Raw genomic sequence first — 24,497 nt, forward strand, 5'->3', positions numbered from 1 at the left:
CAAGCGGGCCATGACCGCGCCGATTTCCTTGCGCCCCGTGGTGGAGGCGCGCGACCTGCCGCCGATGCTGCCGGACGCCCTGCGCGAACGCTTCGCCCGGGGCGAAGCCGGCGTGGCTTGGTCTCCCGAGCATGATGCCTCGGACGGCGCGCCCGTGGGGCTGCTGGGCGGCCCCGCAGCGTTGGCATGGCCGTTCACGCTCTCGACGCCGCCGCCGGTAAATGTTCCCGCCTTATGCGCGGTGGGGCCTTGCTGGTGGTATCCGGGCTTCGGCGCGGTGATCGGGACCGATGGCGCGCTCTACAACGCCACGGTCGGCGAGGTCCGACATGGCTCGACCGATCTGTCCGCGATCCCCGGCGTCTTCCCAGGCGGCGCCAGTCTGTCTCCACCCAAGGCGGCACCGTTCTTCGAAAGCGGCGCGGTGTTCCTGCCGTGGGGCGCGGGCTTCAACTACGGGCACTTCATCATCGACGCGCTGTCGTCGATCCTGGCGCTCCAGCAATCGGGCCTTCTCAAGGACACGCCGCTTCTGGCTCCACGCTTGACGGATTGGCAGCGCGATCTGATCGCTCTGGCTGCGCCAGGGGTCCGGTTGCAGGAAGTCGACGCATCAACTGTTCGGCTTGGACGGGCGGTGTTCGCCACCAGCATGGATCATTTCCTCCACCACCCGAACGGCCTTCTGGCGACCTTGGCCGAGCGGGTCGCCGCCAATGGACCTCAGGGTGTGGGCGCCCGCCGCATCTATCTGTCCCGGCGCGGCCAGTCGATGCGAGTGATGGTCGGAGAGGCGGCCCTCGAAAGCGCGTTGAAGGCTCGGGACTTCAAGATCGTGCGCCCTGAAACCCTCCGCGCTCGTGAACAGGTGGCCCTGATGCGCGACGCAGAGGTCGTTGTGGGCGCCAGCGGCGCCGCCCTGGCCAACGCGGTTTTCCTATCGCAGGGCGCGCGGGTGATCGAGATCCAGCCGGCCAACTTCACAAGCCAATGGGTGAGGGCGGCCTGTCGTCAGGTCGGGGTCGAGTGGCGCGGCTATGTCTGCGCCTCGCCCTGTCCGGCGCACGCGGCGCCGCTGCTGGCGCGTCTGAGGCGAGGCTTCAAGTTCGCGTTCAGGCCAGACCTGAACGACCTTCTTCGCTTCATCGACGCCGCGCTGTAGGCGTCCCGAGCATCAAACGAAAAAGCGCCGGACGATCGCCCGGCGCCTTCGTAAGGTTCGACTGTTCGTCGCCGACTATTTCGCGCCGCGCGGGGGGCGGGCGAGGAAGGCCGGAACATCCGAACCGAAGCCGACCACACGGCGATCATCATCGTCGCGGTCACGGACGGGCTGAACGCCGCGCACCGGGCGTTCAGGACGCTCCGGGCGGGCCGGACGCTCGGCTTCGACCGGGGCCGGCGCGGGCGCGGCGGCTTTGGGCTCACGCTCGCGGCGAGGGCGGCGTTCGCGCGCGGGACGCTCTTCTGTCGCCGCAGGCGCCTCAGCGACTTCGGCGACGGCCGCTTCGACCGTCTCTTCGCCGCGCTCACGACCACGACCGCGGCCGCGCGCAGGTCGGTCACCGCGCTCGCCGCGATCACGACCACCACGCTTGCGATCGCGGTCACCATCACGCTTCACCGTCACGGCGTTGGAGTAGTCGAGATCGAGCTTCTCTTCGTCCGGCGTGGAACCGATCAGTTTGATGACCTTGTCGAAGCCTTTGTCATCGGCCGGGGTCACCAGCATGTAGGTGATGCCTGTCCGCCCCGCGCGACCCGTGCGGCCGATGCGGTGAACGTAGTCGTCGGCGTGATGCGGGACGTCGTAATTGAAGACGTGGCTGACGGCGGGAATGTCGAGGCCACGCGCGGCGACGTCGGAGGCCACCAGGATCTTCAGCGCGCCCGAGCGGAAGTCCGCCAGGGTCTTCATGCGCTGGGTCTGGTCGAGGTCGCCGTGGATCGGCGCGGCGTCATAGCCGTGCACCTTCAGCGACTTGGCGACGATGTCGACCTCGGTCTTGCGGTTGCAGAACACGATGCCCGTCTCGATGCCGGCCTTCTCGATCAGGGCGCGCAGCGCAAGGCGCTTGGCCTTCGGATCGGACGTCGGAACCTTGACCAGCAGCTGGGTGATGTTGGCGTTGGTCGTCGCCGGACGCGCCACCTCGATCCGCACCGGATCCTTGAGGAACTGCTTGGTCAGGCGGGTGATTTCCGGGGGCATGGTCGCCGAGAAGAACAGGGTCTGCTTCTTGGGCGGCGTCATCTTGAAGATGCGCTCAATGTCCGGGATGAAGCCCATGTCCAGCATGCGGTCGGCTTCGTCGACGACCAGGAACTGCACGCCGGTCATCAGAAGCTTGCCGCGCTCGAAGTGGTCGAGCAGGCGGCCCGGCGTGGCGATCAGCACGTCGACGCCGCGGTCCAGCTTCTTTTCCTGGTCACCGAACGACACGCCGCCGATCAACAGGGCCCAGGAGAGCTTGGTGCCCTTGGCGTACTTCTCGAAGCTGGCGGCCACCTGGTCGGCCAGTTCACGGGTCGGAGCGATGACCAGGGCGCGCGGCATGCGGGCCTTGGCGCGGCCCGACTGCAGACGGTCGATCAGCGGAAGGGTGAAGGCGGCGGTCTTGCCGGTGCCCGTCTGGGCGATGCCAAGGACGTCCTGGCCCGCGAGGGCGACGGGAATAGCCTGGGCTTGAATGGGGGTCGCAGTGGTATAGCCGGTGTCGGCGACCGCCTGCAGGGTCGTGGGCGAGAGCCCGAGGTCGGAAAATTCGGTCATTTACACGCTGGTCTGCTCGGAGCCGCCCGTGCTTGGGCGAGCGGGCGGCGCGGATTCGCCAGACCTGCTCCGAAGCTGGGGATAAATAGGCGGAAAGTCGGCAAAGTCAATCGTCGCAGAGGCGATGCGGAGTATTCGAAAGATGAGCGACGACGGGTGGAAAACCTCGGCCAAGGCCTGGATCGCCGATATGGGCGAGCAGGGCGATTACGGTCGGCGCTATGTTCTCGACGGACCGATGATCGCACGCCTGCGTCGCCTGAACAGCGGCCGCGCGCTGGATGTCGGCTGCGGGGAAGGGCGGTTCTGTAGGATTTTGCGCGCCGAAGGCTTTGACCCGGTCGGACTGGATCCGACGGTCGAGTTGCTGGAAGCGGCGCGGGCCCGCGACCCGGACGGAAGTTATATCGAGGGGCGCGCCGAAGACCTGATCTTCGCCGACGGGACGTTTGATCTCGTCGTATCGTGTTTGTCGCTGATCGACATCGCGGCGGCCGATCGCGCCATCGCCGAGATGACCCGCGTCCTCAAGCCCGGAGGAACTCTGCTGATCGCCAACCTCACGAGTTTCTCCACCGCGCGCGCAAACAAGGGCTGGCAAAAGAACCTGCTGGGTCACCCCAAGCACTTCGCGATGGACCACTATCTGGAGGTTCGCGCCAAGTGGGAGGAATGGCGCGGCATCCGGATCATCAACTGGCATCGGCCGCTCAGAGACTACATGCAGTGGTTCCTAGCGCAGGGTCTCATCCTGACTCACTTCGACGAACCCGCGCCGAACGGCGGTGATCCGTCGCGCGCTGACAGATACCGACGTGCCCCATGGTACGTGATCATGGAGTGGCGCAAGCCCTGACGCCGCTCTATATCCGCCCGCACATGACCATCGACCACGACTCCCGCCTTCGACGCCTTCGTTTCCGTGCCTGGCACCGCGGCTTTCGCGAAGCGGACCTCATCCTGGGGCCGTTCGCGGACACCCATGGGCCGAACCTGACGCCGGAGCAGTTCGACACGCTTGAGACGCTGCTGGAACAGTCGGATCGCGAGATCTACGCCTGGATCGTCGGACAGGAACCGACGCCGGCGGAATTTGAGACCGACGTCATGACGATGATCCGCGCGTTCAGGTTCGAGGCGCACGCTTCGCGCCCGGCTGGAGATGGCGCCTGACATCATGAGCTACGACGCCAAGCAGATCGCCAAGGCCGCCGGCGGCCTCACGCTCGCCGGCGCGCCGGAGGGTTTCGACGCCCTGGTGATGGCCGACATCGCCCGGGCGCGCGGCGGTCTCACCGCCTTCGTCGCCCGCGACACCGCCCGGGCCGGCGCCTTTATCGACGCGCTGAAGTTCTTCGCGCCCGAGATCGAGGCGGTGTTGTTCCCGTCGTGGGACTGCCTGCCGTACGACCGGATCGGTCCGTCCTCGGGCGTCTCGGCGACCCGCATGGCCACGCTTTCGCGCCTGGCGCGGGGTCTTGGCGAAAGCAAGGCCGCCATCCTGGTGATCGCCGCGCCGGCTCTGTTGCAGCGCGTGCCGACCAAGGAGGTGCTGCTGCGCGCCTCCTACTCGGCCAAAGTCGGCAACAGCGTCGATCTTAAGGATCTCGAGCGCTATTTCGCGGTCAACGGCTATACGCGCGCCTCCACCGTTTCGGAGCGTGGCGAGTTCGCGATCCGCGGTGGGGTGATCGACGTCTATCCGCCGGCCGCCGAGGAGCCGGTGCGTCTTGATCTGTTCGGCGACACGCTGGAAAGCATCCGCGCCTTTGATCCCGAGACCCAGCGCTCGACCAGGCAACTGAAGGAGATCGATCTCCTGCCGGTCAGCGAGGCCCTGCTGGACGCCGACGGCATCTCGCGCTTCCGCAAGGGCTATGTCGCCGAGTTCGGCGCGCCGGGCGATGATCCCCTGTACGCCGCCGTCAGCGAGGGCGGTCGCCGGGCCGGTCTCGAACACTGGCTGCCGCTGTTCTACGAGCGGATGTCGACCCTGTTCGACTATCTGCCCGCCGGGGCGCTGATCGGCGTCGACAACCAGGCCACTGAGGCCCGCGACGAGCGCTTGGCGATGATCCAGGACGCCTATGACGCGCGCGCCAGCGCCGACCGCAAGTCAGCCTATCGCCCCTTGGCGCCCGAGGCCCTGTACCTGACCGCCGACGAGTGGGAGCGAGAGCTTTCCGACCGCACGCATCGCCGCTTCACGCCGTTCCAGCCGCAGGGACTGGACGTCGTCGACCTGGGCGCCAAGCTCGGCCGCGTGTTCGCCGCAGAGCGGGCCCAGGACAGCGTCAATCTGTTCGAAGCGACCGCTGACCACGCCAAGAAGTTGGCGGCCGAAGGCAAGCGGGTGCTGTTCGCCTCTTGGTCCGAGGGCTCGTCCGAGCGCCTGGGGACCATGCTGTCCGACCACGGCCTGAAGAAGATCCCCTATGCCGGGTACTGGCAGGCGGCCAAGGCCAATGATCCGAAGGTCCCCCAGCGGGTTGTGCTGCCGCTGGACCACGGCTTTGAGACCGACAGCCTGGCGGTCATTTCCGAGACCGACATCCTGGGCGATCGCCTGGCGCGCCCGCGCAAGAAGCGCCGCGCCGCCAACTTCCTGGCCGAGGCCAGCGCCCTGACGCCGGGCGATCTCGTCGTCCACATCGACCACGGCATCGGCCGCTACGAGGGCCTCAAGACCCTCGACGTCCAGGGCGCGCCGCACGACTGTCTGGACCTGCTGTATGGCGGTGAAGCCAAGCTCTATCTGCCCGTCGAGAACATCGACCTCTTGACCCGCTACGGCGCGGCCGACGCCGATAATGTCCAGCTCGACAAGCTGGGCGGCGCGGCATGGCAGGGGCGCAAGGCCAAGGCCAAGGCGCGCCTGCGGGTCATGGCCGAGGGCCTGATCCAGATCGCCGCCGCCCGCCAGCTCAAATCCGTCGAAGAGACTGACCCGCCGTCCGGCGTGTTCGACGAGTTCTGCGCCCGCTTCCCCTACGAGGAGACGGACGATCAGCTCAGCGCCATTCACGACGTCCTGGAAGACCTGTCGTCCGGCAAGCCGATGGACCGCCTGATCTGCGGCGACGTCGGTTTCGGCAAGACCGAAGTGGCCCTGCGCGCTGCGTTCGTGGTGGCGATGAGCGGCAAGCAGGTCGCCGTCGTCTGCCCGACCACGCTGCTGGCCCGCCAGCACTACAAGACGTTCAAGGATCGCTTCCAGGGCTGGCCGGTCAAGGTCACGCGCCTGTCGCGGCTTGTCACTGGCAAGGAAGCCTCCGAGACCCGCGAGGGCCTGGCCAACGGCCAGTTCGAGATCGTGGTCGGCACCCATGCGGTGCTGTCCAAGCAGGTGTCGTTCAAGGACCTGGGCCTCGTCATCGTCGACGAGGAGCAGCACTTCGGGGTCAAGCACAAGGAGAAGCTGAAAGAGCTTCGCGCCGACGTGCACATGCTGACCCTGACCGCCACGCCCATCCCGCGCACCCTGCAGATGGCGCTCAGCGGCATCCGCGAGATGTCGATCATCGCCACCCCGCCGGTCGATCGCCTGGCGGTGCGCACCTATATCAGCCCGTTCGATCCGGTGACCCTGCGCGAGGCCCTGCTGCGCGAGAAGTATCGCGGCGGCCAGTCCTACTACGTGGTGCCGCGCATCAAGGACCTGGAGGACATCGAGAAGTTCCTCCGCACCCAGGTGCCCGAGGTGAAGTACGTCGTCGGCCACGGCCAGATGGCGGCCACCCAGCTGGAAGACGTGATGACGGCCTTCTACGAGGGCCAGTACGACGTGCTTCTGGCGACGACGATCGTCGAGAGCGGCCTCGACATCCCGTCGGCCAACACCCTGATCGTCCACCGCGCCGACATGTTCGGCCTGGCCCAGCTCTACCAGATCCGAGGCCGCGTCGGCCGCTCCAAGGCCCGCGCCTACGCCTATCTGACCACACCGGTCGAAAAGTCGCTGACCCTGTCGGCCGAGAAGCGCCTGCAGGTGCTGCAGTCACTCGACAGCCTGGGCGCCGGCTTCCAGCTGGCCAGCCACGACCTCGATCAGCGCGGCGGCGGCAACCTCTTGGGCGACGAGCAGAGCGGCCACATCAAGGAGATCGGCGTCGAGCTCTATCAGCAGATGCTGGAGGACGCCGTCGCCGAGCTCAAGCAGCGTCAGGGCCAGGAAGCCTTGCTGGAGGATCGCGGCTGGTCGCCGCAGATCAACACCGGCGCGGCCGTGATGATCCCCGACGACTATGTGCCGGATCTCAACGTGCGCCTGTCGCTCTATCGCCGCCTGTCCGAGGCCGAGCAGGCCGCCGACCGCGAAGCCCTGGCCGCCGAGATGATCGACCGCTTCGGCCCGCTGCCGCCTGAAACCGACAGCCTGCTCAAGGTCGTGGCCATCAAGGGCCTGTGCCGCGAAGCCAATGTCGCCAAGATCGACGTCGGCCCCAAGGGCGCGGTGGCCAGTTTCCGAGGCGACAATTACGCCAACCCGCTGGGGCTGATGCAGCACGTCGCCAAGAACAGCCTGATCTGGAAGGTCCGCCCTGACCAGAAGGTGGTGGTGAAGGGCGAATGGGACACCCCCGCCCAGCGCCTGGACGCGGCGGAAAAGATCCTCGCGGTCCTGTCGAAACTGGCGAAGGCGTAGAATACATTCTTTTCTTCTCCCAATCGGGGGGGAGAGAAGCAGCACAGCGCCCGCCCGTCCTTTCTCTTGTCATCCCGGCCGGAGCGCGCAGCGCGGAGAGCCGGGACCACGGCGAGTGCTTGTGCTTGTGGCGGTCCCGGGTCGGCTGCGCCGCCCGGGATGACACCGAGTTATGGTGATTGGCGCGTCTGAACGCTCGGAATTGGCGGAACCGAAGCCAACGAAATCAACGCCTTGTCAATTTTACGCGTCGCTGAATGATCCGCGTTTAAAACCACACCCATACTCATAGCCATCCCCGTCGCGGGGGAGGGCGTTTGGATCCGGCCCAACGGTCTGCTTGCAGACCGGTCTCTCGCAAGGAGTCACGGCGGCGGGGCTAGGTTGAGCGGGGCCGCGTGGTCTCGAAGCGGTTTCGACTGGGGTCTGTTCGTTGGATAGATCCGGGACCTCGGAAGGAACCGTGGAGGGGCGAGCGCGGAGCGACAGGGCGGTGATCGTACAAGCCGCCTATCGTGGATCGTCGGGCTGGACACGGGTGTAGCCGCTCCAGTTGGTCCGCGCCCGTCCGGGGGCTCCTGGGGTCCCGAGCTGAAAGACGCTCACGCCCCCCATCCTCACGGGCAAGAACAACCTGGCGGAGCGGACAGTCGAGCCGAAACGCAAACACAAACTCACGGTCTCCGGGTTCGCCCGGCCGCTCCGTCGCCTCCCCATGAACTTCAGCGAGCGATCGCGTGAGGCCGATGAAATGCGTCCAGAACGCCCCCTCCGTCTCGTCGCTTAGCCGCGCCGATCCACCTCCCCCGCACGCGGGGGAGGATGACAGATCACCCTCCTCACCCGTGCAACGGGGGAGGTGGCGCGCGGCGCAGCCGCGTGACGGAGGGGGCGCTCGGCGCGACCCGATCCTAAAGCTTAAGCTCATAGACCCGCCGGTCTCGGCGTTCGCCGTCGCGGTGCACGGCGCCCTTCATGTAGCCGTCAGGGCGGAAGCCCAGCTTGGTCAGCAGGCGTTCGGCCGGGGCGTCGCCGACGTGGACGCGGGCGGTGATGGTCTTGAGGTTGTCGGCGGCGATCTGGGCGAGGAGGGCGCTCAGGGCCTCCAGGCCAAAGCCCTGGCCCCAGCCTTCGCGGGCGACGGCGAAGCGGATCTCGGCGGTGTCGCGGCGGCGGTCGATCTCGAAGAGTTCGCAGAAGCCGAGGAAGGCGCCGTCGGCCGCGCGGCGGATTGCCCAGTAGGCGGCGTCACCAGCGGCCATCTCCTCGACCTGGGCGGCGACCAGACGCGCCACCTCGTCAGGATCTTCGACCGGCTCCTGGTCGAGGCTGGACATCACCTCGGCGTCGCTGAAGAACGGATAGATCAGCGGCGCGTCCTCGACCGTCAGGGGAGCGATGAAGAGGCGTTCGGTCTCGAGGATCATGCGGTCCTTGGAAGAGGCTTGAGGGCTTGTGTTCGCGACGACGCTTCCCAGCTATGGCGTGTAGCCGCCTCTAGTGGTAGAGGGGCCGCTTCGTTTTTCGCGTGGGTTTCGCCCGCGCCCGGATCGAGAATACATTCGTCATGCTCATCGGCGTTCTGCTGGCCATCAACATCGTCGTTTGCCTCGCCTTGATCGGGGTGGTGCTGCTGCAGCGCTCCGAGGGCGGCGCCCTGGGCATGGGCGGCAACTCGGGCGGCCTGATGACGGCGCGCGGCGCCGGTGACCTGCTGACGCGCATCACCTGGATCCTGTTCTCGATCTTCCTGATCATCAGCCTGACCCTGACGATCCTGACGGGGCGCTTGGACAAGAGCGGCTCGGTCGCCGACAGCATCCAGGGCCTGGACGCCAAGACGCTGCAGAACGTTCCTGCCCCGACCCCGGCGCCGGGCTCGCTGAACTCGCTGCCCTCGTCGGCCCAGCCGGGCGGCATCCAGGCGCCGGCGCCGCAGATCAACGCGCCCGCGCCGGCCGCTCAGCAGCCCGCGCTCCTGGCCCCCGCCGAGCCCGCCCCGGCGCCGGCGAGCCAGCCCAAGCCCTAACCGTCATCGACGGCGTTTTCACCGACCCCCGAGGACCACCTCGGGGGTTTAATCTTGTTGATGAACGCGGGTCTTTCTCCCCGCGTCCACGAATCACGGGTAATCTGGTCGCCCATGACGCGGTACATCTTCATCACCGGCGGCGTGGTTTCCTCGCTTGGCAAAGGTCTGGCCTCGGCGGCGCTCGGCGCGCTGCTGCAAGCGCGCGGCTACAAGGTCCGCCTCCGTAAGCTCGATCCCTATCTCAACGTCGATCCGGGCACGATGAGCCCGTATCAGCACGGCGAGGTCTTCGTGACCGACGACGGGGCCGAGACCGACCTCGACCTTGGCCACTACGAGCGCTTCACCGGCGTTTCGGCGACCAAGGCCGACAACATCACCACCGGCCAGATCTACAAAACGATCATCGAGAAGGAGCGCCGCGGCGACTATCTGGGCGCGACCGTCCAGGTGATTCCGCACGTGACCAACGAGATCAAGGATTTCGTCCTGTCGCCGGCTATGGACGAGACGGGCGAGAAGCCGGTCGACTTCGTGCTGGTCGAGATCGGCGGCACGGTCGGCGACATCGAGGGCCTGCCGTTCTTCGAGGCCATCCGCCAGCTGCGCCAGGACCTGCCGCGCGGCCAGAGCTGCTACGTCCACCTGACCCTGCTGCCGTTTATCAAGACGGCCGGCGAGATGAAGACCAAGCCGACCCAGCACTCGGTCAAGGAGCTGCGCTCGATCGGCATCCAGCCGGACATTCTGCTGTGCCGCTGCGAGCAGGAGATCCCGCCGGAAGAAAAGCGCAAGATCGCCCAGTTCTGCAACGTGCGGCCCAGCGCGGTGATCCAGGCGATGGATTCATCGTCGATCTACGCCGTGCCGATCGACTATCACGAGCAGGGCCTGGACGCCGAGGTGCTGGACGTGTTCGGCATGCGCGACGCGCCGGCCCCGGACCTGTCGCGCTGGAAGACCATCGACGACACCGTCCAGCATCCCGACGGCGAGGTCACCATCGCCGTCGTCGGCAAGTACACGGTGCTGAAGGACGCCTACAAGTCGCTGATCGAGGCCCTGCACCACGGCGGCCTGGCCAACAAGGTCAAGGTCAATCTCGACTGGGTCGAGAGCGAGACCTTCGAGGGCGACGAGGGGGCGGCTGCGGCGCGCCTGGAGAACGCTCACGCCATCATGGTGCCCGGCGGCTTCGGCGAACGCGGCGCGGAGGGCAAGATCCGCGCGGCCCAGTTCGCCCGCGAACGCAAGGTGCCGTACTTCGGCATCTGCTTTGGCATGCAGATGGCGGTCATCGAGACCCTGCGGAACGTCGCCGGCATCAAGGACGCCAGCTCCAGCGAGTTCGGCCCCACCGAGCGTCCGGTGGTCGGCATCATGACCGAATGGATCAAGGGCAATGAGACCGTCCAGCGCCGCGCCAGCGACGACCTGGGCGGCACCATGCGCCTGGGGGCCTATGACGCGGTCCTGACGGCCGGTTCGAAGGTCGCCGAGATCTATGGCGCGACCGAGATCAGCGAGCGCCACCGCCACCGCTACGAGGTCAACATCGGCTATGTCCACCTGATGGAGGATGCGGGCCTGAAGCTGACCGGTCGCTCACCCAACGGCGTGCTGCCTGAGATCGTCGAGCGGGACGACCATCCGTGGTTCATCGGGGTGCAGTATCACCCCGAACTGAAGAGCCGTCCGTTCGCCCCACACCCGCTTTTCGCCAGCTTCATCGCCGCTGCGAAGGAGCACGGACGCCTCGTCTGATCACGAGGTTGCATCTTCCTGCAGATTCGGGCATAAGCCCGCCCTCACGCGGCGGCTCGGGCGTTCCCAGGCCGCCGCTCTCGATTTTCACGCTCAGCGAGCAGAGTCACTTCGATGGCCGTTCCTAAAAGAAAAACTTCGCCTTCTCGCCGGAACATGCGCCGGTCGCACCACGCCCTGGGCGCCAACTCGTTCATTGAGGACAAGGACACGGGCGAGCTGCGTCGTCCGCACCATGTCGATCTGAAGACCGGCATGTACAACGGCAAGCAGATCCTGACGCCGAAGGAAGACTAAGTCTCCTTTGGCCTCTGACGATGTGAAAGCGCCGCCGGGCTGGTACCGGCGGCGCTTTTCGTCGTACGTGTCGAAAAACGGTGTTACCCTTCCAGTCGGGAGGAGCGAGCCGATGTTCACACGTCGCGCGCTGGCCGGAGGATTGGGATCAATCCTCGCCGGGCCTGGCTTATTGGGTGCAACCGCCGTCGCCGGCGGAGTGGGCCAGACAGCGCCTAAGGGCGGGAACGAGCGCGCCGCCAAGCTGGACGAAGAGCCGCTCGTGATTCTCGATGCGGCGCTCGACAGCGATTCCCGGCTCACGGTCGCGACGACGATTAATGGCGTGAGCGGCTTCCGCTTTGTCGTCGATACCGGCGCGGATAGGACCGTGCTGACCCCCGGCTTGGCCGCGCGCTTGAACTTGCCGAGAGGACCCGATGTCCTCGTCCATGGCGCCACCGCCGCCGTGACCTGCCAGACAGCGCTTGTTCAGACATTGCGGGCCGGAGAAACCGGCCTGACGAACAGCATCCTGCCGGTCTTGCCCTACGATCGCGTTGGCGCCGATGGGCTGCTTGGCGTCGATGCTCTCGAAGGACGAAATGTCGTCATCGACTTTCGTCGGAACCAACTCGAGGTCCGGCGAAGCTCGCCCAGCTTCGAGCCCTATGTCAGTTCACGTGAGGTGACGGTCGTCGCGGATTCGCGATACGGGCGGCTAACGCTGGCGGACTCGCGGATCGCCGGCGCCCGATCCTTGGCCTTCATCGACTCAGGCGGCGGGGTCAGCATCGGCAACATGGCGTTGGCGCGCTCGATCGCGGCGAAGCGCCGCCGCTCACCCGATCCGGTCGAGCGGATCCGCTTGCTCACCGCGAGCGGCGAAATTCAGCTAGGCGAATTCCGCATCATTCCAAACATCAAGATGGGCGACCTGCGCCTGACCAATACGCCGATGGCGTTTGCCGATCTGCACGTCTTCAACCACTGGGGTCTCAACGAGCGGCCTGCGGCGCTGTTTGGGGTCGACCTGCTGAGGCTGTTCGCCAGGGTCGAGTTGGATTTTGGCGCCGGGAAAGTGCTCTTCCGATTGGGGCAGGGCGGTTTTCCCTCTGTGCTCCAGGCCTAGAAGCGGCTCGCCCTACTGCCCTCGACCGCGTTCCATGACGTGACGTCGCTGCTGCTCGACCGCCTCAGGCGTCACCCCGCGATTGCGATCGCTTGACCGGCTATTCTCAAGCGAAAGACCTTCGCCAAGGGCCAACTCGTATCCGTTGTCGATCAGGGCCTTGTAGAACGAGAGGGCGTCCACGGGGATGCTGGCCATCTCCTCGGCCAACCGCAGCGCCGCCGGCATCAGTTCGCTCGGGGGCGTGACGCGATTGACCAGCCCCCAGTCCGCAGCGGTTCGCGCGTCCAGGAAGTTCCCGGTCAAGGACAACTCCTTGGCCCTGTAGGGTCCGATGAGGCGCGAAAGCTTCTGCGAAAGGCCCCAGCCCGGCATGATACCTACGCGCGCATGGGTGTCAGCGAACCGCGCGTTCTCAGACGCCAGGAGGACGTCGCAAGCCAGCGCCAGCTCAAACCCACCGGTGATCGCGACGCCGTTGATCGCTCCGATGACGGGTTTGCTGCAGCGTTCGATCGCGCGCACGGGGTTGGAGCGGGCGTCCTGATCGTTCGCCGCGCCCAGGGCTGTGGGATCGCCGCCAAGCTCCTTGAGATCCAGTCCGGCGGTAAAGGCTCGATCACCGGCGCCCGTCAGGACCACCACGCTGATATCGGGATCCTGGTCCAGTTGCACCATGGCGTCATGCAACGCCAGCCGAAGGGCCTTTGAAAGGGCGTTCATGGCTTCGGGTCGGTTCATCGTGACAACCGCCACGGATCCATGTCGTTCGACCAGCAGCATGGGGTCCTCCCTTGGATTATTGACGATCACGCGGCCTCCCATGGGGAAGTCAAGTTGCGCCCCGGACGCTTGGCGGCTAAGGCTCCCGCGCCTTTGGCCTTGAGGAGAAGTCCATGACCGAGATCGTCGACATCATCGCCCGCGAAATTCTCGACAGCCGGGGCAACCCGACCGTCGAAGTCGACGTCATTCTCGAGGACGGCGCCTTTGGCCGCGCCGCCGTGCCGTCGGGCGCCTCGACGGGCGCGCACGAAGCCAACGAAAAGCGCGATGGCGACAAGGCGCGCTATCTGGGCAAGGGCGTCCAGCAGGCGGTCGACGCCGTCAACGGCGAGATCTTCGACGCGCTGTCGGGCGTCGACGCCGAAGACCAGCGCCGGGTCGACAATCTGCTCATCGAGCTGGACGGCACGCCGAACAAGGCCCGCCTTGGCGCCAACGCCATCCTGGGCGTCTCGCTGGCCACCGCCAAGGCGGCGGCCGAGTCCGCTGGCCTGCCGCTCTACAAGTACGTCGGTGGCGTCAACGCCCGCGTCCTGCCGACTCCGATGATGAACATCATCAACGGCGGCGCCCATGCAGATAACCCGATCGACATCCAGGAATTCATGATCCTGCCGACCGGCGCAAAGGACTTCCGCGAAGGCCTGCGGATGGGCGCTGAGATCTTCCACGCCCTGAAGAAGGCTCTGAAGGACGCCGGCCACAACACCAACGTTGGCGACGAGGGCGGCTTCGCCCCGAACCTGGCGTCGGCTGAAGCTGCGCTCGACTTCATCGTCAAGGCCGGCGAGAAGGCGGGCTACAAGGCCGGCGACGACTTCGTCCTGGGCCTCGACGTCGCCTCGACCGAGTTCTTCAAGAACGGCAAGTACGAACTGGAAGGCGAGGGCAAGTCGCTGGATCCGGCCGCCATGGTTGACTACCTGGCCGGCCTGGTCGCCAAGTTCCCGATCCTGACGATCGAGGACGGCATGGCCGAAGACGATTTTGACGGCTGGAAGCTGCTGACCGATACGCTGGGCAAGAAGGTGCAGCTGGTCGGTGACGACCTCTTTGTCACTAACCCCAAGCGCCTGCAGATCGGCCTCGACAAGGGCCTGGCCAATTCGATCCTGGTGAAGGTCAACCAGATCGGCACGCTGTCGGAAACCATCGACGCCGTCGAGCTGGCGCATCGTCACGGCTACACCAGTGTGATGAGCCACCGTTCGGGCGAGACCGAAGACAGCACGATCGCCGACCTCGCCGTCGCGCTGAACTGCGGTCAGATCAAGACGGGCTCGCTGGCGCGCTCAGACCGCACGGCCAAGTACAACCAGCTCCTGCGGATCCAGGAAATGCTGGATGATCAGGGCGTCTACGCCGGCCGGGCGGCCCTGAAGGGGCGCTAAGGCGACCGGTCCTTGTCCGACTTGAAGGGGCGCGTCTGCGAAAGCGGGCGCGCCCTTTTCGTATCCGATTCCCGCTCAGATCGGCTTCGCGGTGGCGTAAGCAGACTTCGCCGAACGCCGTTTACCCACAAATTTTCTAAAAGCGGGTCAGTCGTTTCAAACGAGACCAGTTTCTTCGCCTTCGCGAGCGCGAAATGGCTTCGGCGGCGCGGTATCTAGATGCGAATGAAACGATCTCAGATGAAAGCATCATTCCCGTGTCGGGCGATCCGCCGATAACCCTGCTCAACACCCGGATTTAGAAGGCGTTAAGGCCAGTCGGCGATCCTGCGAATCCCTCTTTGGGACGCCAAGATGTTCGCCCGACTGCAACCCTTCCTGCCGACTGCGGCGATCTTCTTCCTGATTTTCTACTTCGCCTTTCACGCTCTGACGGGCGATCGGGGCCTGCTTTCCATCTCGCAACGCAATGCGGACCTCGCAGCAAAAACGAGAGAACTCAGGAAGATACGCGCAGAGAGGATGGACCTGGAGGCCCGCGCTCGTCTATTACGCAGCGGCAGTCTGTCGGCTGATCTTTTGGAGGAGCGCGCACGCTCGCTTCTGGGATACGCCGATCCGAGGGACTATGTGATCCGGGTCAAGCGTTCGCGCTGATCCGTCTCTACACTCGGGAATGACGGCGGATCGCGCGAGGATCGCCAAGATCCGCGTTCGATTTGAGTAGACACCAGGGCGTGACCTTCGCGGAACCGACGAATTTTCGGCGGGAAGCGCTCATCGGATGAAGGCCGCGATGAAGATTGGCCAGGGAGATTTGAATGGCGCGCACGCGCAAGGCTGACGCCTCTGAGGGAAAGGCGCCGGAAACCGGTGTCAACGCCTTCGTCGGCAAGGACGAACTCCTGAAATTCTATCAGGACATGCTGCTGATCCGCCGCTTTGAGGAGCGGGCTGGACAGCTGTACGGCATGGGTCTGATCGGCGGCTTCTGCCACCTGTACATTGGCCAGGAAGCCATCGCGGTCGGCATGCAGTCGATCTCGCAGAAGGGCGACCAGATCATCACGGGCTACCGGGACCACGGCCACATGCTGGCGGCCGGCATGGACCCGCGCGAAGTCATGGCTGAACTGACCGGCCGGGCCGGCGGTTCGTCCAAGGGCAAGGGCGGGTCGATGCACATGTTCGACATCGCCACCGGCTTCTACGGCGGTCACGGCATCGTCGGCGCGCAGGTCGCGCTCGGCACCGGCCTGGCGCTGGCCAACAGCTACAAGAACAACGGTAACGTCTCGTACGCCTACATGGGTGATGGCGCGGCCAACCAGGGTCAGGTCTACGAGAGCTTCAACATGGCCCAGCTTTGGAAGCTGCCGGTCGTGTACGTGATCGAGAACAACCAGTACGCCATGGGCACGGCCGTCGAGCGCGCCGCCTCGGAAACCGCGTTCCACAAGCGCGGTGTCTCGTTCCGCATCCCGGGCGAAGAGGTCGACGGCATGGACGTCATCGCCGTCCGCGAAGCCGGCGCACGCGCAACCGAGCACGCTCGCAGCGGCCAAGGTCCCTACATTCTCGAGATGAAGACCTATCGCTACCGCGGCCACTCGATGTCCGACCCGGCCAAGTATCGCACCAAGGAAGAGGTCGACGAGGTCAAGACGACCCGCGACCCGATCGACCACATCAAGGAACGCCTGGCCAAGGCCGGCGTCACCGAAGACGACCTGAAGGGCGTCGACGCGGAAGTGAAGCGCATCGTCGCTGAGGCCGCCGAATTCGCCCGCACGAGCCCCGAGCCCGATCCCTCGGAACTTTATACAGACGTCTACCTGGAGGCCGCCGAGTGACGGACATCCTGATGCCCGCGCTTTCCCCGACGATGGAGGAAGGCACCCTGGCCAAGTGGCTGGTCAAGGAAGGCGACACCATCAAGGCCGGCGACGTCATCGCCGAGATTGAGACCGACAAGGCGACGATGGAAGTCGAAGCGGTGGACGAAGGCGTGATCGAAGCGATCCTGGTTCCGGCCGGTAGCGAGAACGTCAAGGTCAACACCCTGATCGCGCGCCTGAAGGGCGAAGGCGAAGCTACGGCTCCGGCCGCTGCGGTCGCCGCTCCCGCCGCTGAAGCCGCGCCGGTCCCGGTCGCCGCCGCTCCGGCTGCGGGCAGCCCGATCTCCGCCGCGTCGACCTTCGCCGATCCCGAGATCGACGGTAAGCCGCTGAAGAAGATCACGGTCCGCGACGCCCTGCGCGACGCTATGGCCGAAGAGATGCGCCGCGACGACCGCGTGTTCCTGATGGGCGAGGAAGTCGCCCAGTATCAGGGGGCCTACAAAGTCAGCCGTGAGCTGCTGCAGGAGTTCGGCGACCGTCGCGTCATCGACACCCCGATCACCGAGCACGGCTTCGCCGGCATGGGCGTCGGTGCGGCGATGGCCGGTCTGAAGCCGATAGTCGAGTTCATGACCTGGAACTTCGCCATGCAGGCGATCGACCACATCATCAACTCGGCCGCCAAGACGCTCTACATGTCGGGCGGTCAGATCAAGTCGTCGATCGTATTCCGTGGCCCGAACGGCGCGGCCTCGCGCGTCGGCGCTCAGCACAGCCAGGACTACGCCGCCTGGTACGGCAATGTGCCGGGCCTGAAGGTCATCGCGCCCTACGACGCGGCCGACGCCAAGGGCCTGCTGAAAGCCGCGATCCGCGATCCGAACCCGGTCGTCTTCCTCGAGCACGAGATGATGTACGGCCACGAGTTCGACATCCCGGACGTCGAAGACTGGGTCGTGCCGATCGGCAAGGCCAAGGTTCGTCGCCAGGGCTCGGACGTGACTCTGGTCGCTTACAGCCGCATGGTCGGCTTCGCCCTGAAGGCGGCCGAGGAGCTGGAGAAGGAAGGAATCGCCGCCGAGGTCGTCGACCTGCGCACGATCCGTCCGATGGACCACGCGACCATCCTGGAAAGCGTCAAGAAGACCAACCGTCTGGTCACGGTCGAGGAAGGCTGGGGTCCTATGGGCGTCGGCGCCGAGATCGTCGCCCGTATTACCGAGTTCGGCTTCGACTATCTGGACGCCCCGCCGCTGCGGGTCTGCCAGGAAGACGTGCCGCTGCCCTATGCGGCGAACCTGGAAGCCCTGTCGCTGCCGTCGGTCGAGAAGATCGTGAAGGCGGCCAAGACGGTCTGCTACCGCTAGGAGATCGCGGCCCTCGCCCCTGGCGGGGGCCGCTGCTCTTGGCCAAGACATTCATCCCGCCCCAAAGCGGGGTATCGTGGACGCCGGCCCTCGAAGACGAAAGGGTTCGCGACCGTCCCGAAGGATTGAGGAACAAGCTCAATGTCGATCGACATCCTGATGCCCGCCCTGTCGCCCACCATGGAGGAGGGAACCCTCGCCAAGTGGCACGTAAAAGTCGGGGACACCGTCAAGGCCGGCGACGTGATCGCCGAGATCGAGACTGACAAGGCGACGATGGAAGTCGAAGCCGTCGATGAGGGCGTGGTTGAAGCCATCCTTGTCGAGGCTGGGACCGAGAACGTCAAGGTCAACGCCCTGATCGCCAAGCTGGCGGGCGAGGGCGAAAGCCCCGCGCCCGCTCCCAAGGCCGAAGCGCCGAAGGCCGCCGCTGCTGCGCCGGCTCCGGCTGCTGCTGCTCCCGCCGCTGCTCCGGCCTCTCCCGCACCGGCCTCTCAGGTCGCTGCTGACGGTTCGCGCGTCTTCGCTTCCCCGCTGGCCCGCCGCCTGGCTTCGGCGGCCGGTCTGGACCTGAAGACCATCAAGGGCACGGGACCGCATGGCCGTGTCGTGAAGTCGGACGTCGAGGCCGCGAAGTCCGGCGCGCCGGCCGCCAAGACCGCTCCGGCTTTGGCGCCGGCCGCTGCGGCTCCGGCCGCCGCCGCTGCGCCGCGTCAGGCTCAATCGCTGGAGCAGATGGGCATCCCCGCCGGCTCCTACGACCTCATTCCGCTGGACGGCATGCGCAAGACCATCGCCCGTCGCATGACGGAGAGCTTCCGCGACGTGCCGCACTTCCCGCTGCAGATCGATCTGGAGATCGACGCGCTGCTGGCCGCGCGCGCCAAGATCAACAGCCTGCTTGAGAAGCAGGGCGTGAAGGTCTCGGTGAACGACATCGTGATCAAGGCCGCCGCCGTGGCCCTGAAGCAGGTGCCGGAAGCCAACGCCAGCTACACGCCCGAAGGCATCGCCATGCACCACCACGCCGACATCGCCGTCGCCGTGGCCGTCGATGGCGGCCTGATCACCCCGATCATCCGCAAGGCCGAGACCAAGGGCCTCGCTCAGATCTCCGCCGAGATGAAGGACCTGGCCCAGCGCGCCAAGGACAAGAAGCTGAAGCCCGAGGAGTTCCAGGGCGGCACCTTCTCGATCAGCAACCTCGGCATGTTCGGCATCAAATCGTTCGCCTCGATCATCAACGAGCCGCAAGGCGCGATCATGAGCGTCGGCGCCGGCGAGCAGCGTCCGGTCGTCAAGAACGGCCAGCTGGCCGTCGCGACGGTCATGACCGTGACCCTGACCTGCGATCACCGCGTGGTCGACGGCTCGGTCGGCGCCAAGTTCCTGGCGGCTTTCAAGCCGCTGATCGAAGAGCCGCTGACCCTGATCGTCTGATCGGGGCGCGGGGAGGGGATGGCCATGTCGGTCTACGACTATTCCGCCAAGACGCTGGACGGCCAGGACGTGAGCCTGGCCGACTATCGCGGACAGGTTCTGCTGATCGTGAACACCGCCAGCAAGTGCGGGTTCACGCCTCAGTACGAAGGCCTGGAGGCGCTCTACAAGGCGTACAAGGATCGTGGCTTCACGGTGCTGGCCTTCCCCTGCAACCAGTTCGGCGCTCAGGAGCCGGGTGACGCCGCCGAGATCGCGAACTTCTGCTCGCTGACCTACGACGTCAGTTTCCCGGTGATGAGCAAGATCGACGTCAACGGCGCCGACGCGCATCCGCTCTATCGCTTCCTCAAGAAGGAACAGAAGGGCGTGCTGGGCACCGAGGCGATCAAGTGGAACTTCACCAAGTTCCTGATCGGCAAGGACGGCCAGGTCGTCGATCGTTTCGCGCCGACCGTGAAGCCGGAAGACCTCAAGGTCGCGGTCGAAGCGCTGCTCTAAGTTTCTCCCAGACCGGTTTGCAGACTGGTCGATCGGCGCTGCGCGCTCCCTCGTGCGGCCGCCAAAGTCAGGGTTAGAAGAACATGTCCACGGAATTCGATGTCGTCGTCATCGGCGCCGGTCCTGGCGGCTATGTGGCCGCGATCCGCGCCAGCCAGCTGGGCCTGAAGACGGCCATCGTCGAGCGTGAGAACCTGGGCGGCATCTGCCTGAACTGGGGCTGCATCCCGACTAAGGCGCTGCTGAAGTCCGGCGAGGTCTATGAGCAGCTGTCGCACCTGGGCGGCTATGGCCTGTCGGTCGAGAAGGCCTCGTTCGACTTTGGCAAGATCATTGAGCGCTCGCGCGGCGTGGCCAAGAACATGTCGGGCGGCATCGCCTTCCTGATGAAGAAGCACAAGATCGAGGTGATCGAGGGCGAGGCCAAGCTTGAGAAGGGCGCTCCGGCCCCCAAGGTCGTCGTCGCCCTGAAGGCCGGCGGCAGCCGCACGGTGCAGGCCAAGAACGTGATCCTGGCCAGCGGCGCGCGCGCTCGCGAGATCCCGGCGATTGGCGCGGTCTCTGACGGCGACAAGATCTGGACCTATCGCGACGCCCTGGCTCCGAAGTCGATGCCCAAGTCCCTGGTCGTGATCGGCTCGGGCGCCATCGGCATCGAGTTCGCCAGCTTCTACCGGGCTCTAGGCGCGGAAGTGACCGTCGTCGAAGCCATCGATCGCATCATGCCGGTCGAGGACGAGGAGGTCTCCAAGGCCGCCCAGAAGGCCTTCGAGAAGCGCGGCATCAAGTTCCGGGTCGGCGCCAAGGTCAGCAAGATCGACAAGACCAAGGACGGCGTGGCCGTGACGGTCGAGGCCGGCGGCAAGATCGAGCAGCTGACCGCCGAGAAGTGCATTGTCGCGGTCGGCATCGCGCCTAACAATGACGGCCTGGAAGCTCTGGGCGTCAGCCTGGATCGCGGGCACGTCGTCACCGACAAGCACTGCCGCACCAACGTGCCCGGCCTCTACGCCATCGGCGATATCGCCGGCGCGCCGTGGCTCGCCCACAAGGCCAGCCACGAAGGCATCCATGCCGCCGAGGCGATCGCTGGCTACAAGACCCCGAACGTCCACTCGCCGATCCCGGGCTGTACATACGCCAATCCGCAGGTCGCCTCGGTGGGCTACACCGAAGCCGGCGCCAAGGCGGCGGGCATTGAGGTTAAGGCGGGCCGCTTCCCGTTCCGCGTCAACGGCAAGGCCGTGGCGGCGGGCGAGACCGAGGGCTTCGTGAAGACCGTGTTCGACGCCAAGACCGGCGCGCTGATCGGCGCGCACATGATCGGCCACGAAGTGACCGAGATGATCCAGGGCTTCGTCACCGCCATCACCCTGGAAGCGACCGAGGAAGATCTGCACGGCGTCGTCTACGCCCACCCGACCATGTCGGAAGCGATGCACGAAGCGGCTCTGGACGCCTACGGACGCGTGCTGCACATCTAGGGCAGCATAGGGAGTCTGGATGGCGCGCAAGGCCGCCGCGGCAGCGGGTGACAAGCCGAAGGTTCGGAAGGGGTCGAAGACGACTCTTTCTGAGGCTAATCTGGTTGACCTCGGTCCCGAGCGCTTGGCCGCCATCCTGCTCGATCTATCGAGCGACAGTCACGTCAAGCGCGTGCTTCGGCTGGAACTGTTCGCTGAGGCCAGCGCCGAAGGCCTGGCTCTGGAGATCTCCAAGCGCCTCGTGACGATCGGCAAGTCCTCGTCGCGGATTCACTGGCGCAAGCGGCCGGCGTTCGCCCGGGACCTCGACCTCCATCGCCGGATGATCGAACGGCTGGCGCAGGACGATGCGACCGCCGCGCTTGGTCTCATGCTCGATCTGCTGGACTTGGCCTCTCCGACCCTGGATCGGTTGAGCCAACCCGATGGGCCGATCGGTGATGTGTTCCTGGCGGCCCGTGACTCCATCGGCGCCATCGCCGAAAAGGCCGTGCCTGAGCCGATCGCGCTGGCGGAGCGAACAGCCAAGATCCTGGCGACTGACTACCACGCTCAGATGGGCCCGCTCGCCAGCGCCCTGGCGCCCGCCATGGGACCGCAGGGGCGGGCCCATTTGCGGCAGGTGCTGGAAACCGTTCTGGCGATGAACGCCAAGAGGCTGCGCGGCTCTGATCCCATGGCTGCGGTCTACAAGGACGCCTTGCGTCGCCTCGCGGACGCCAGCGGCGACATCGAGGCCTTCGAGGCTACGTTTGCGCCGGAGCTTCGTCGGACGCCGCTCGTCTCGGCCGAGATCGCCCGGCGCCTGCTCGCGGCCGGTCGGGGCGAAGACGCTCTCGCCACGCTACAGGCCGGCGCGCCCGGCGAAGCCCGAGGCCGCCATCCCACGTCTGTCGAGGAGCGCGCCGCCTGGGAAGAGGCCATGCTCGAGGCGCTGGAGGCGACGGGACATCATCAGGAGGCGCAGCAACGCCGTTGGGCGGAGTTCGAACGTACGCTCTCCATTCCGCTCCTGAGAACCTATCTGAAGGGCCTTCCAGACTTCGACGATGTCGAGGCCGAAGATCAGGCCAAGGCGGTCGCGCGACGCTTCCCGCGCTTTGACACCGCGCTGGCGTTCTTCGTGTCTTGGCCGGACTTCTCGGCGGCTTCGCGTCTGGTCCTCTCCCGCTCGGGCGAGATCAACGGCGCGGACGACATTCTGATCACCGAGGCGGCGCGGCGGCTGGAGGGAAGCTATCCGCTGGCGGCCACGCTGCTGCTGCGCGCCTCCATCCAGCATGTGCTGACCTACGGCGTGGCGACGCGCTACGCCGACGCCGCGCGCCAACTGCTGGAGGCCGAGTCTCTGGCCGTCATGGTCGGCGACTTTGGCGAGTATCCTGACCACGCGAGTTTCGTCGTGGACCTCCGAGCGACGCACGCCCGCAAGCAGGGCTTCCGCGCCGAGCTTGAAGCGCTCGGCGCGTCCTTCTAACCGGCAGAGCCGCCTTAGGCGGCTTGAGTGTCGGTTTCCGCCATGCGCTGGATCGCGACATAGTCCGTCTTGCCGCTGCCCAGTACGGGCACTTCCGTGACCTTCAGGATCTTGCGCGGCACAGCCAACTCCGGGGCGCCGATCGTCTGAGCGTGCGCTACCAGAGGGCCAACGTCCGCATCATGGCGATCGGTGACCAAGATGAGCTTCTCGCCCTTTTTCTTGTCGGGCATTGAGATCACCGCATGGCGACCGTCCGGCCAGACCGCAGAGGCGAGGTCTTCAGCGGCGGTCAGCGAGACCATTTCGCCGCCGATCTTGGCGAAGCGCTTCACGCGGCCCTTGATGGTGATCCACTGGTCGTCGGACATGGTGACTACATCACCGGTGTCATGCCAGCCCCCTTCAGGGGCGTCGACGCCACCGTCCTCGCGCAGGTAGCCTGCCATGATGTTGGGGCCCCGCACGAACAAGCGACCGCCTTCAGGAATGCCTTCGACGGCCTCGATACGAACCTCCTGACCGGGAAGCAGGCCGCCCACGGTGCCAGGACGGTTATCTGTCGGCTTGTTCACCGCGATGACCGGCGAGGCCTCGGTCGCGCCGTAGCCTTCCAGCAGAGGCACGCCGCCGAAGCGCTCCTTGATCAGGGTGTGGGTTTCATCGCGCACCTTCTCGGCGCCGCAGACCACGAACTCAAGACCCGCCAGCTCATCGGACTCCGCCGCACGGGCATACTGGTTCACGAAGGTGTCGGTCGCCAGCAGGATGGACGCCTTGGCGTCCTTGATCAGCGGCGGAATCTGCTTGGTATGCAGGGGCGAGGGATACTGGAACGCCTTCATGCCTGTCAGGATCGGCAAGATGACGCCGCCGGTCAGACCAAAGCAGTGGAAGACGGGCAGGGGGTTGAACATCACCCAGTCCGGGTCGAGCTCAATGTGCGCGGCGACCTGCATGGCGTTCTGGACCAGATTCTCCTGGCTCAAGACCACGCCGCGCGGCGCGCCAAAGCTGCCGGACGTGAAAAGAACCACGCCCTTGTCCGATGGCTTGGCCGGCGCCCGGAACTGACGCGGGAACAGTCCGGCCGCAGCGGCGAACAGCTTGTCCGGGAGGCCGATCGTGCCGCGCACGTCTTCCAGGTAAGTCACCTGCGCCTGCTCGCCGATCGCATCGACGATGTCGTGCAGCTTACCCAACTCGATGAACTTGTGCGCGGTCAGCACGCGGTTGATCTTGGCCAGCTTGCAGGCGGCCTTGATGTTCCGGAGCCCGGCCGTGAAGTTCAGCATCGTCGGCACGCGCCCAAAGGCGTGCAGCGCGAAGAAGGTGACGACAGAACCCGCGCCCGAGGGCAGGAGCACGCCGACGTGCTCGCCCGGCTTGGTCATCGCGGCGATCTTGCGGCCCAAGGCGAAGCTGGCCCGGATCAGATCGGTATAGGTCAGCGGATTGCGATCCTGGTCCTCCAGGATCGGTTTCTTGGCGCCATACTTATCGCGGGCGTCGATGAGGGCGTCGAAGATGGCCTTTTGGCCGTTCCGCACGTCGTAAGCTACCGGCATCCCGGCGAAACCTCCCCGAT

Annotated in this window: 20 protein-coding genes and 1 pseudogene; 17 read left to right on the plus strand and 4 right to left on the minus strand. The window is 65.9% G+C overall.

Annotated elements, in window-relative coordinates:
* Nucleotides 1-10 precede the first annotated feature (10 nt).
* Nucleotides 11-1,162 carry a glycosyltransferase family 61 protein gene (locus ACT53N_RS01270; RefSeq protein ID WP_476062191.1) on the plus strand — a complete coding sequence of 384 codons (1,152 nt, stop codon included), beginning with the start codon at nucleotides 11-13 and terminating at the stop codon, nucleotides 1,160-1,162.
* A gap of 75 nt (nucleotides 1,163-1,237) precedes the next feature.
* On the opposite strand, the gene ACT53N_RS01275 is transcribed toward ACT53N_RS01270, so the two are convergent.
* A complete protein-coding gene (locus ACT53N_RS01275) occupies nucleotides 1,238-2,773 on the minus strand; it encodes a DEAD/DEAH box helicase (protein WP_476062192.1) in 1,536 nt (511 codons plus the stop codon).
* A gap of 124 nt (nucleotides 2,774-2,897) precedes the next feature.
* On the opposite strand from ACT53N_RS01275, the gene ACT53N_RS01280 reads away from it, so the two are divergent.
* The 4 genes and pseudogenes from ACT53N_RS01280 (at nucleotide 2,898) to ACT53N_RS01295 (ending at nucleotide 7,859) form a co-directional block, all read left to right on the plus strand.
* The gene (locus ACT53N_RS01280; RefSeq protein WP_476062193.1) at nucleotides 2,898-3,629 is read left to right on the plus strand and encodes a class I SAM-dependent methyltransferase; all 732 of its coding nucleotides are present in this window, start codon (nucleotides 2,898-2,900) and stop codon (nucleotides 3,627-3,629) included.
* A gap of 23 nt (nucleotides 3,630-3,652) precedes the next feature.
* Complete coding sequence (locus ACT53N_RS01285) at nucleotides 3,653-3,946, plus strand: FAD assembly factor SdhE (protein ID WP_476062194.1); 294 nt, start codon at nucleotides 3,653-3,655, stop codon at nucleotides 3,944-3,946.
* Nucleotides 3,947-3,950: 4 nt separating this feature from the next.
* Nucleotides 3,951-7,418: a transcription-repair coupling factor gene (gene mfd, locus ACT53N_RS01290; protein ID WP_476062195.1), complete on the plus strand. Its 3,468-nt coding sequence runs from the start codon at nucleotides 3,951-3,953 to the stop codon at nucleotides 7,416-7,418.
* 66 nt (nucleotides 7,419-7,484) lie between these two features.
* Nucleotides 7,485-7,859, plus strand: a pseudogene (locus ACT53N_RS01295) (hypothetical protein).
* 470 nt (nucleotides 7,860-8,329) lie between these two features.
* Here the strand turns inward: ACT53N_RS01295 and ACT53N_RS01300 are convergent.
* Complete coding sequence (locus ACT53N_RS01300) at nucleotides 8,330-8,845, minus strand: GNAT family N-acetyltransferase (RefSeq protein WP_476062196.1); 516 nt, start codon at nucleotides 8,843-8,845, stop codon at nucleotides 8,330-8,332.
* Nucleotides 8,846-8,985: 140 nt separating this feature from the next.
* Here ACT53N_RS01300 and secG point away from each other — a divergent pair, with 140 nt between their 5' ends.
* The 4 genes from secG to ACT53N_RS01320 all read left to right on the plus strand — a co-directional run bounded on the left by secG (nucleotide 8,986) and on the right by ACT53N_RS01320 (nucleotide 12,622).
* The gene (gene secG, locus ACT53N_RS01305) at nucleotides 8,986-9,447 is read left to right on the plus strand and encodes a preprotein translocase subunit SecG (RefSeq protein ID WP_476062197.1); all 462 of its coding nucleotides are present in this window, start codon (nucleotides 8,986-8,988) and stop codon (nucleotides 9,445-9,447) included.
* Nucleotides 9,448-9,561: 114 nt separating this feature from the next.
* Nucleotides 9,562-11,214, plus strand: a complete 1,653-nt coding sequence (locus tag ACT53N_RS01310) for a CTP synthase (protein WP_476062198.1) — start codon at nucleotides 9,562-9,564, stop codon at nucleotides 11,212-11,214.
* 114 nt (nucleotides 11,215-11,328) lie between these two features.
* Nucleotides 11,329-11,511 (plus strand): 50S ribosomal protein L32, encoded by a 183-nt coding sequence (rpmF, locus tag ACT53N_RS01315; protein ID WP_010919589.1) that lies wholly within the window; start codon nucleotides 11,329-11,331, stop codon nucleotides 11,509-11,511.
* Nucleotides 11,512-11,623: 112 nt separating this feature from the next.
* Complete coding sequence (locus ACT53N_RS01320) at nucleotides 11,624-12,622, plus strand: retropepsin-like aspartic protease (protein WP_476062199.1); 999 nt, start codon at nucleotides 11,624-11,626, stop codon at nucleotides 12,620-12,622.
* Nucleotides 12,623-12,634: 12 nt separating this feature from the next.
* On the opposite strand, the gene ACT53N_RS01325 is transcribed toward ACT53N_RS01320, so the two are convergent.
* A complete protein-coding gene (locus tag ACT53N_RS01325) occupies nucleotides 12,635-13,405 on the minus strand; it encodes an enoyl-CoA hydratase (protein WP_476062200.1) in 771 nt (256 codons plus the stop codon).
* A gap of 113 nt (nucleotides 13,406-13,518) precedes the next feature.
* Here ACT53N_RS01325 and eno point away from each other — a divergent pair, with 113 nt between their 5' ends.
* The 8 genes from eno to ACT53N_RS01365 all read left to right on the plus strand — a co-directional run bounded on the left by eno (nucleotide 13,519) and on the right by ACT53N_RS01365 (nucleotide 22,909).
* The gene (gene eno, locus ACT53N_RS01330; RefSeq protein ID WP_310211404.1) at nucleotides 13,519-14,799 is read left to right on the plus strand and encodes a phosphopyruvate hydratase; all 1,281 of its coding nucleotides are present in this window, start codon (nucleotides 13,519-13,521) and stop codon (nucleotides 14,797-14,799) included.
* A gap of 354 nt (nucleotides 14,800-15,153) precedes the next feature.
* Entirely contained in the window at nucleotides 15,154-15,456 is a 303-nt protein-coding gene (locus ACT53N_RS01335) for an FtsB family cell division protein (protein WP_096033270.1), read from the plus strand.
* A 164-nt stretch (nucleotides 15,457-15,620) separates the two neighbouring features.
* Nucleotides 15,621-16,652, plus strand: coding sequence for a pyruvate dehydrogenase (acetyl-transferring) E1 component subunit alpha (pdhA, locus tag ACT53N_RS01340; protein WP_062099884.1), 1,032 nt, complete (start codon nucleotides 15,621-15,623; stop codon nucleotides 16,650-16,652).
* A complete protein-coding gene (locus tag ACT53N_RS01345) occupies nucleotides 16,649-18,007 on the plus strand; it encodes a pyruvate dehydrogenase complex E1 component subunit beta (protein WP_476062201.1) in 1,359 nt (452 codons plus the stop codon). Before pdhA ends, ACT53N_RS01345 begins: the two co-directional genes overlap by 4 nt.
* Nucleotides 18,008-18,148: 141 nt before the next feature.
* The gene (locus ACT53N_RS01350) at nucleotides 18,149-19,447 is read left to right on the plus strand and encodes a pyruvate dehydrogenase complex dihydrolipoamide acetyltransferase (protein WP_476062202.1); all 1,299 of its coding nucleotides are present in this window, start codon (nucleotides 18,149-18,151) and stop codon (nucleotides 19,445-19,447) included.
* Between the two features lie 18 nt (nucleotides 19,448-19,465).
* Complete coding sequence (locus ACT53N_RS01355) at nucleotides 19,466-19,948, plus strand: glutathione peroxidase (protein ID WP_476062203.1); 483 nt, start codon at nucleotides 19,466-19,468, stop codon at nucleotides 19,946-19,948.
* 83 nt (nucleotides 19,949-20,031) lie between these two features.
* Complete coding sequence (lpdA, locus tag ACT53N_RS01360; protein ID WP_476062204.1) at nucleotides 20,032-21,432, plus strand: dihydrolipoyl dehydrogenase; 1,401 nt, start codon at nucleotides 20,032-20,034, stop codon at nucleotides 21,430-21,432.
* A 19-nt stretch (nucleotides 21,433-21,451) separates the two neighbouring features.
* Nucleotides 21,452-22,909, plus strand: coding sequence for a DUF6880 family protein (locus ACT53N_RS01365; RefSeq protein WP_476062205.1), 1,458 nt, complete (start codon nucleotides 21,452-21,454; stop codon nucleotides 22,907-22,909).
* A gap of 14 nt (nucleotides 22,910-22,923) precedes the next feature.
* Here the strand turns inward: ACT53N_RS01365 and ACT53N_RS01370 are convergent, their stop codons facing one another.
* Nucleotides 22,924-24,477 carry an AMP-binding protein gene (locus tag ACT53N_RS01370; RefSeq protein ID WP_476062206.1) on the minus strand — a complete coding sequence of 518 codons (1,554 nt, stop codon included), beginning with the start codon at nucleotides 24,475-24,477 and terminating at the stop codon, nucleotides 22,924-22,926.
* Nucleotides 24,478-24,497 lie beyond the last annotated feature (20 nt).

This window comes from Caulobacter sp. DMC95, assembly GCF_056313785.1.

Coding starts and splice junctions, on each gene's coding strand:
- ACT53N_RS01270 (WP_476062191.1), top strand. CDS start 11: ATGACCGCGCCGATTTCCTTGCGCCCCGTGGTGGAGGCGCGCGACCTG.
- ACT53N_RS01275 (WP_476062192.1), bottom strand. CDS start 2,773: ATGACCGAATTTTCCGACCTCGGGCTCTCGCCCACGACCCTGCAGGCG.
- ACT53N_RS01280 (WP_476062193.1), top strand. CDS start 2,898: ATGCGGAGTATTCGAAAGATGAGCGACGACGGGTGGAAAACCTCGGCC.
- ACT53N_RS01285 (WP_476062194.1), top strand. CDS start 3,653: ATGACCATCGACCACGACTCCCGCCTTCGACGCCTTCGTTTCCGTGCC.
- mfd (WP_476062195.1), top strand. CDS start 3,951: ATGAGCTACGACGCCAAGCAGATCGCCAAGGCCGCCGGCGGCCTCACG.
- ACT53N_RS01300 (WP_476062196.1), bottom strand. CDS start 8,845: ATGATCCTCGAGACCGAACGCCTCTTCATCGCTCCCCTGACGGTCGAG.
- secG (WP_476062197.1), top strand. CDS start 8,986: ATGCTCATCGGCGTTCTGCTGGCCATCAACATCGTCGTTTGCCTCGCC.
- ACT53N_RS01310 (WP_476062198.1), top strand. CDS start 9,562: ATGACGCGGTACATCTTCATCACCGGCGGCGTGGTTTCCTCGCTTGGC.
- rpmF (WP_010919589.1), top strand. CDS start 11,329: ATGGCCGTTCCTAAAAGAAAAACTTCGCCTTCTCGCCGGAACATGCGC.
- ACT53N_RS01320 (WP_476062199.1), top strand. CDS start 11,624: ATGTTCACACGTCGCGCGCTGGCCGGAGGATTGGGATCAATCCTCGCC.
- ACT53N_RS01325 (WP_476062200.1), bottom strand. CDS start 13,405: ATGCTGCTGGTCGAACGACATGGATCCGTGGCGGTTGTCACGATGAAC.
- eno (WP_310211404.1), top strand. CDS start 13,519: ATGACCGAGATCGTCGACATCATCGCCCGCGAAATTCTCGACAGCCGG.
- ACT53N_RS01335 (WP_096033270.1), top strand. CDS start 15,154: ATGTTCGCCCGACTGCAACCCTTCCTGCCGACTGCGGCGATCTTCTTC.
- pdhA (WP_062099884.1), top strand. CDS start 15,621: ATGGCGCGCACGCGCAAGGCTGACGCCTCTGAGGGAAAGGCGCCGGAA.
- ACT53N_RS01350 (WP_476062202.1), top strand. CDS start 18,149: ATGTCGATCGACATCCTGATGCCCGCCCTGTCGCCCACCATGGAGGAG.
- ACT53N_RS01355 (WP_476062203.1), top strand. CDS start 19,466: ATGGCCATGTCGGTCTACGACTATTCCGCCAAGACGCTGGACGGCCAG.
- lpdA (WP_476062204.1), top strand. CDS start 20,032: ATGTCCACGGAATTCGATGTCGTCGTCATCGGCGCCGGTCCTGGCGGC.
- ACT53N_RS01365 (WP_476062205.1), top strand. CDS start 21,452: ATGGCGCGCAAGGCCGCCGCGGCAGCGGGTGACAAGCCGAAGGTTCGG.
- ACT53N_RS01370 (WP_476062206.1), bottom strand. CDS start 24,477: ATGCCGGTAGCTTACGACGTGCGGAACGGCCAAAAGGCCATCTTCGAC.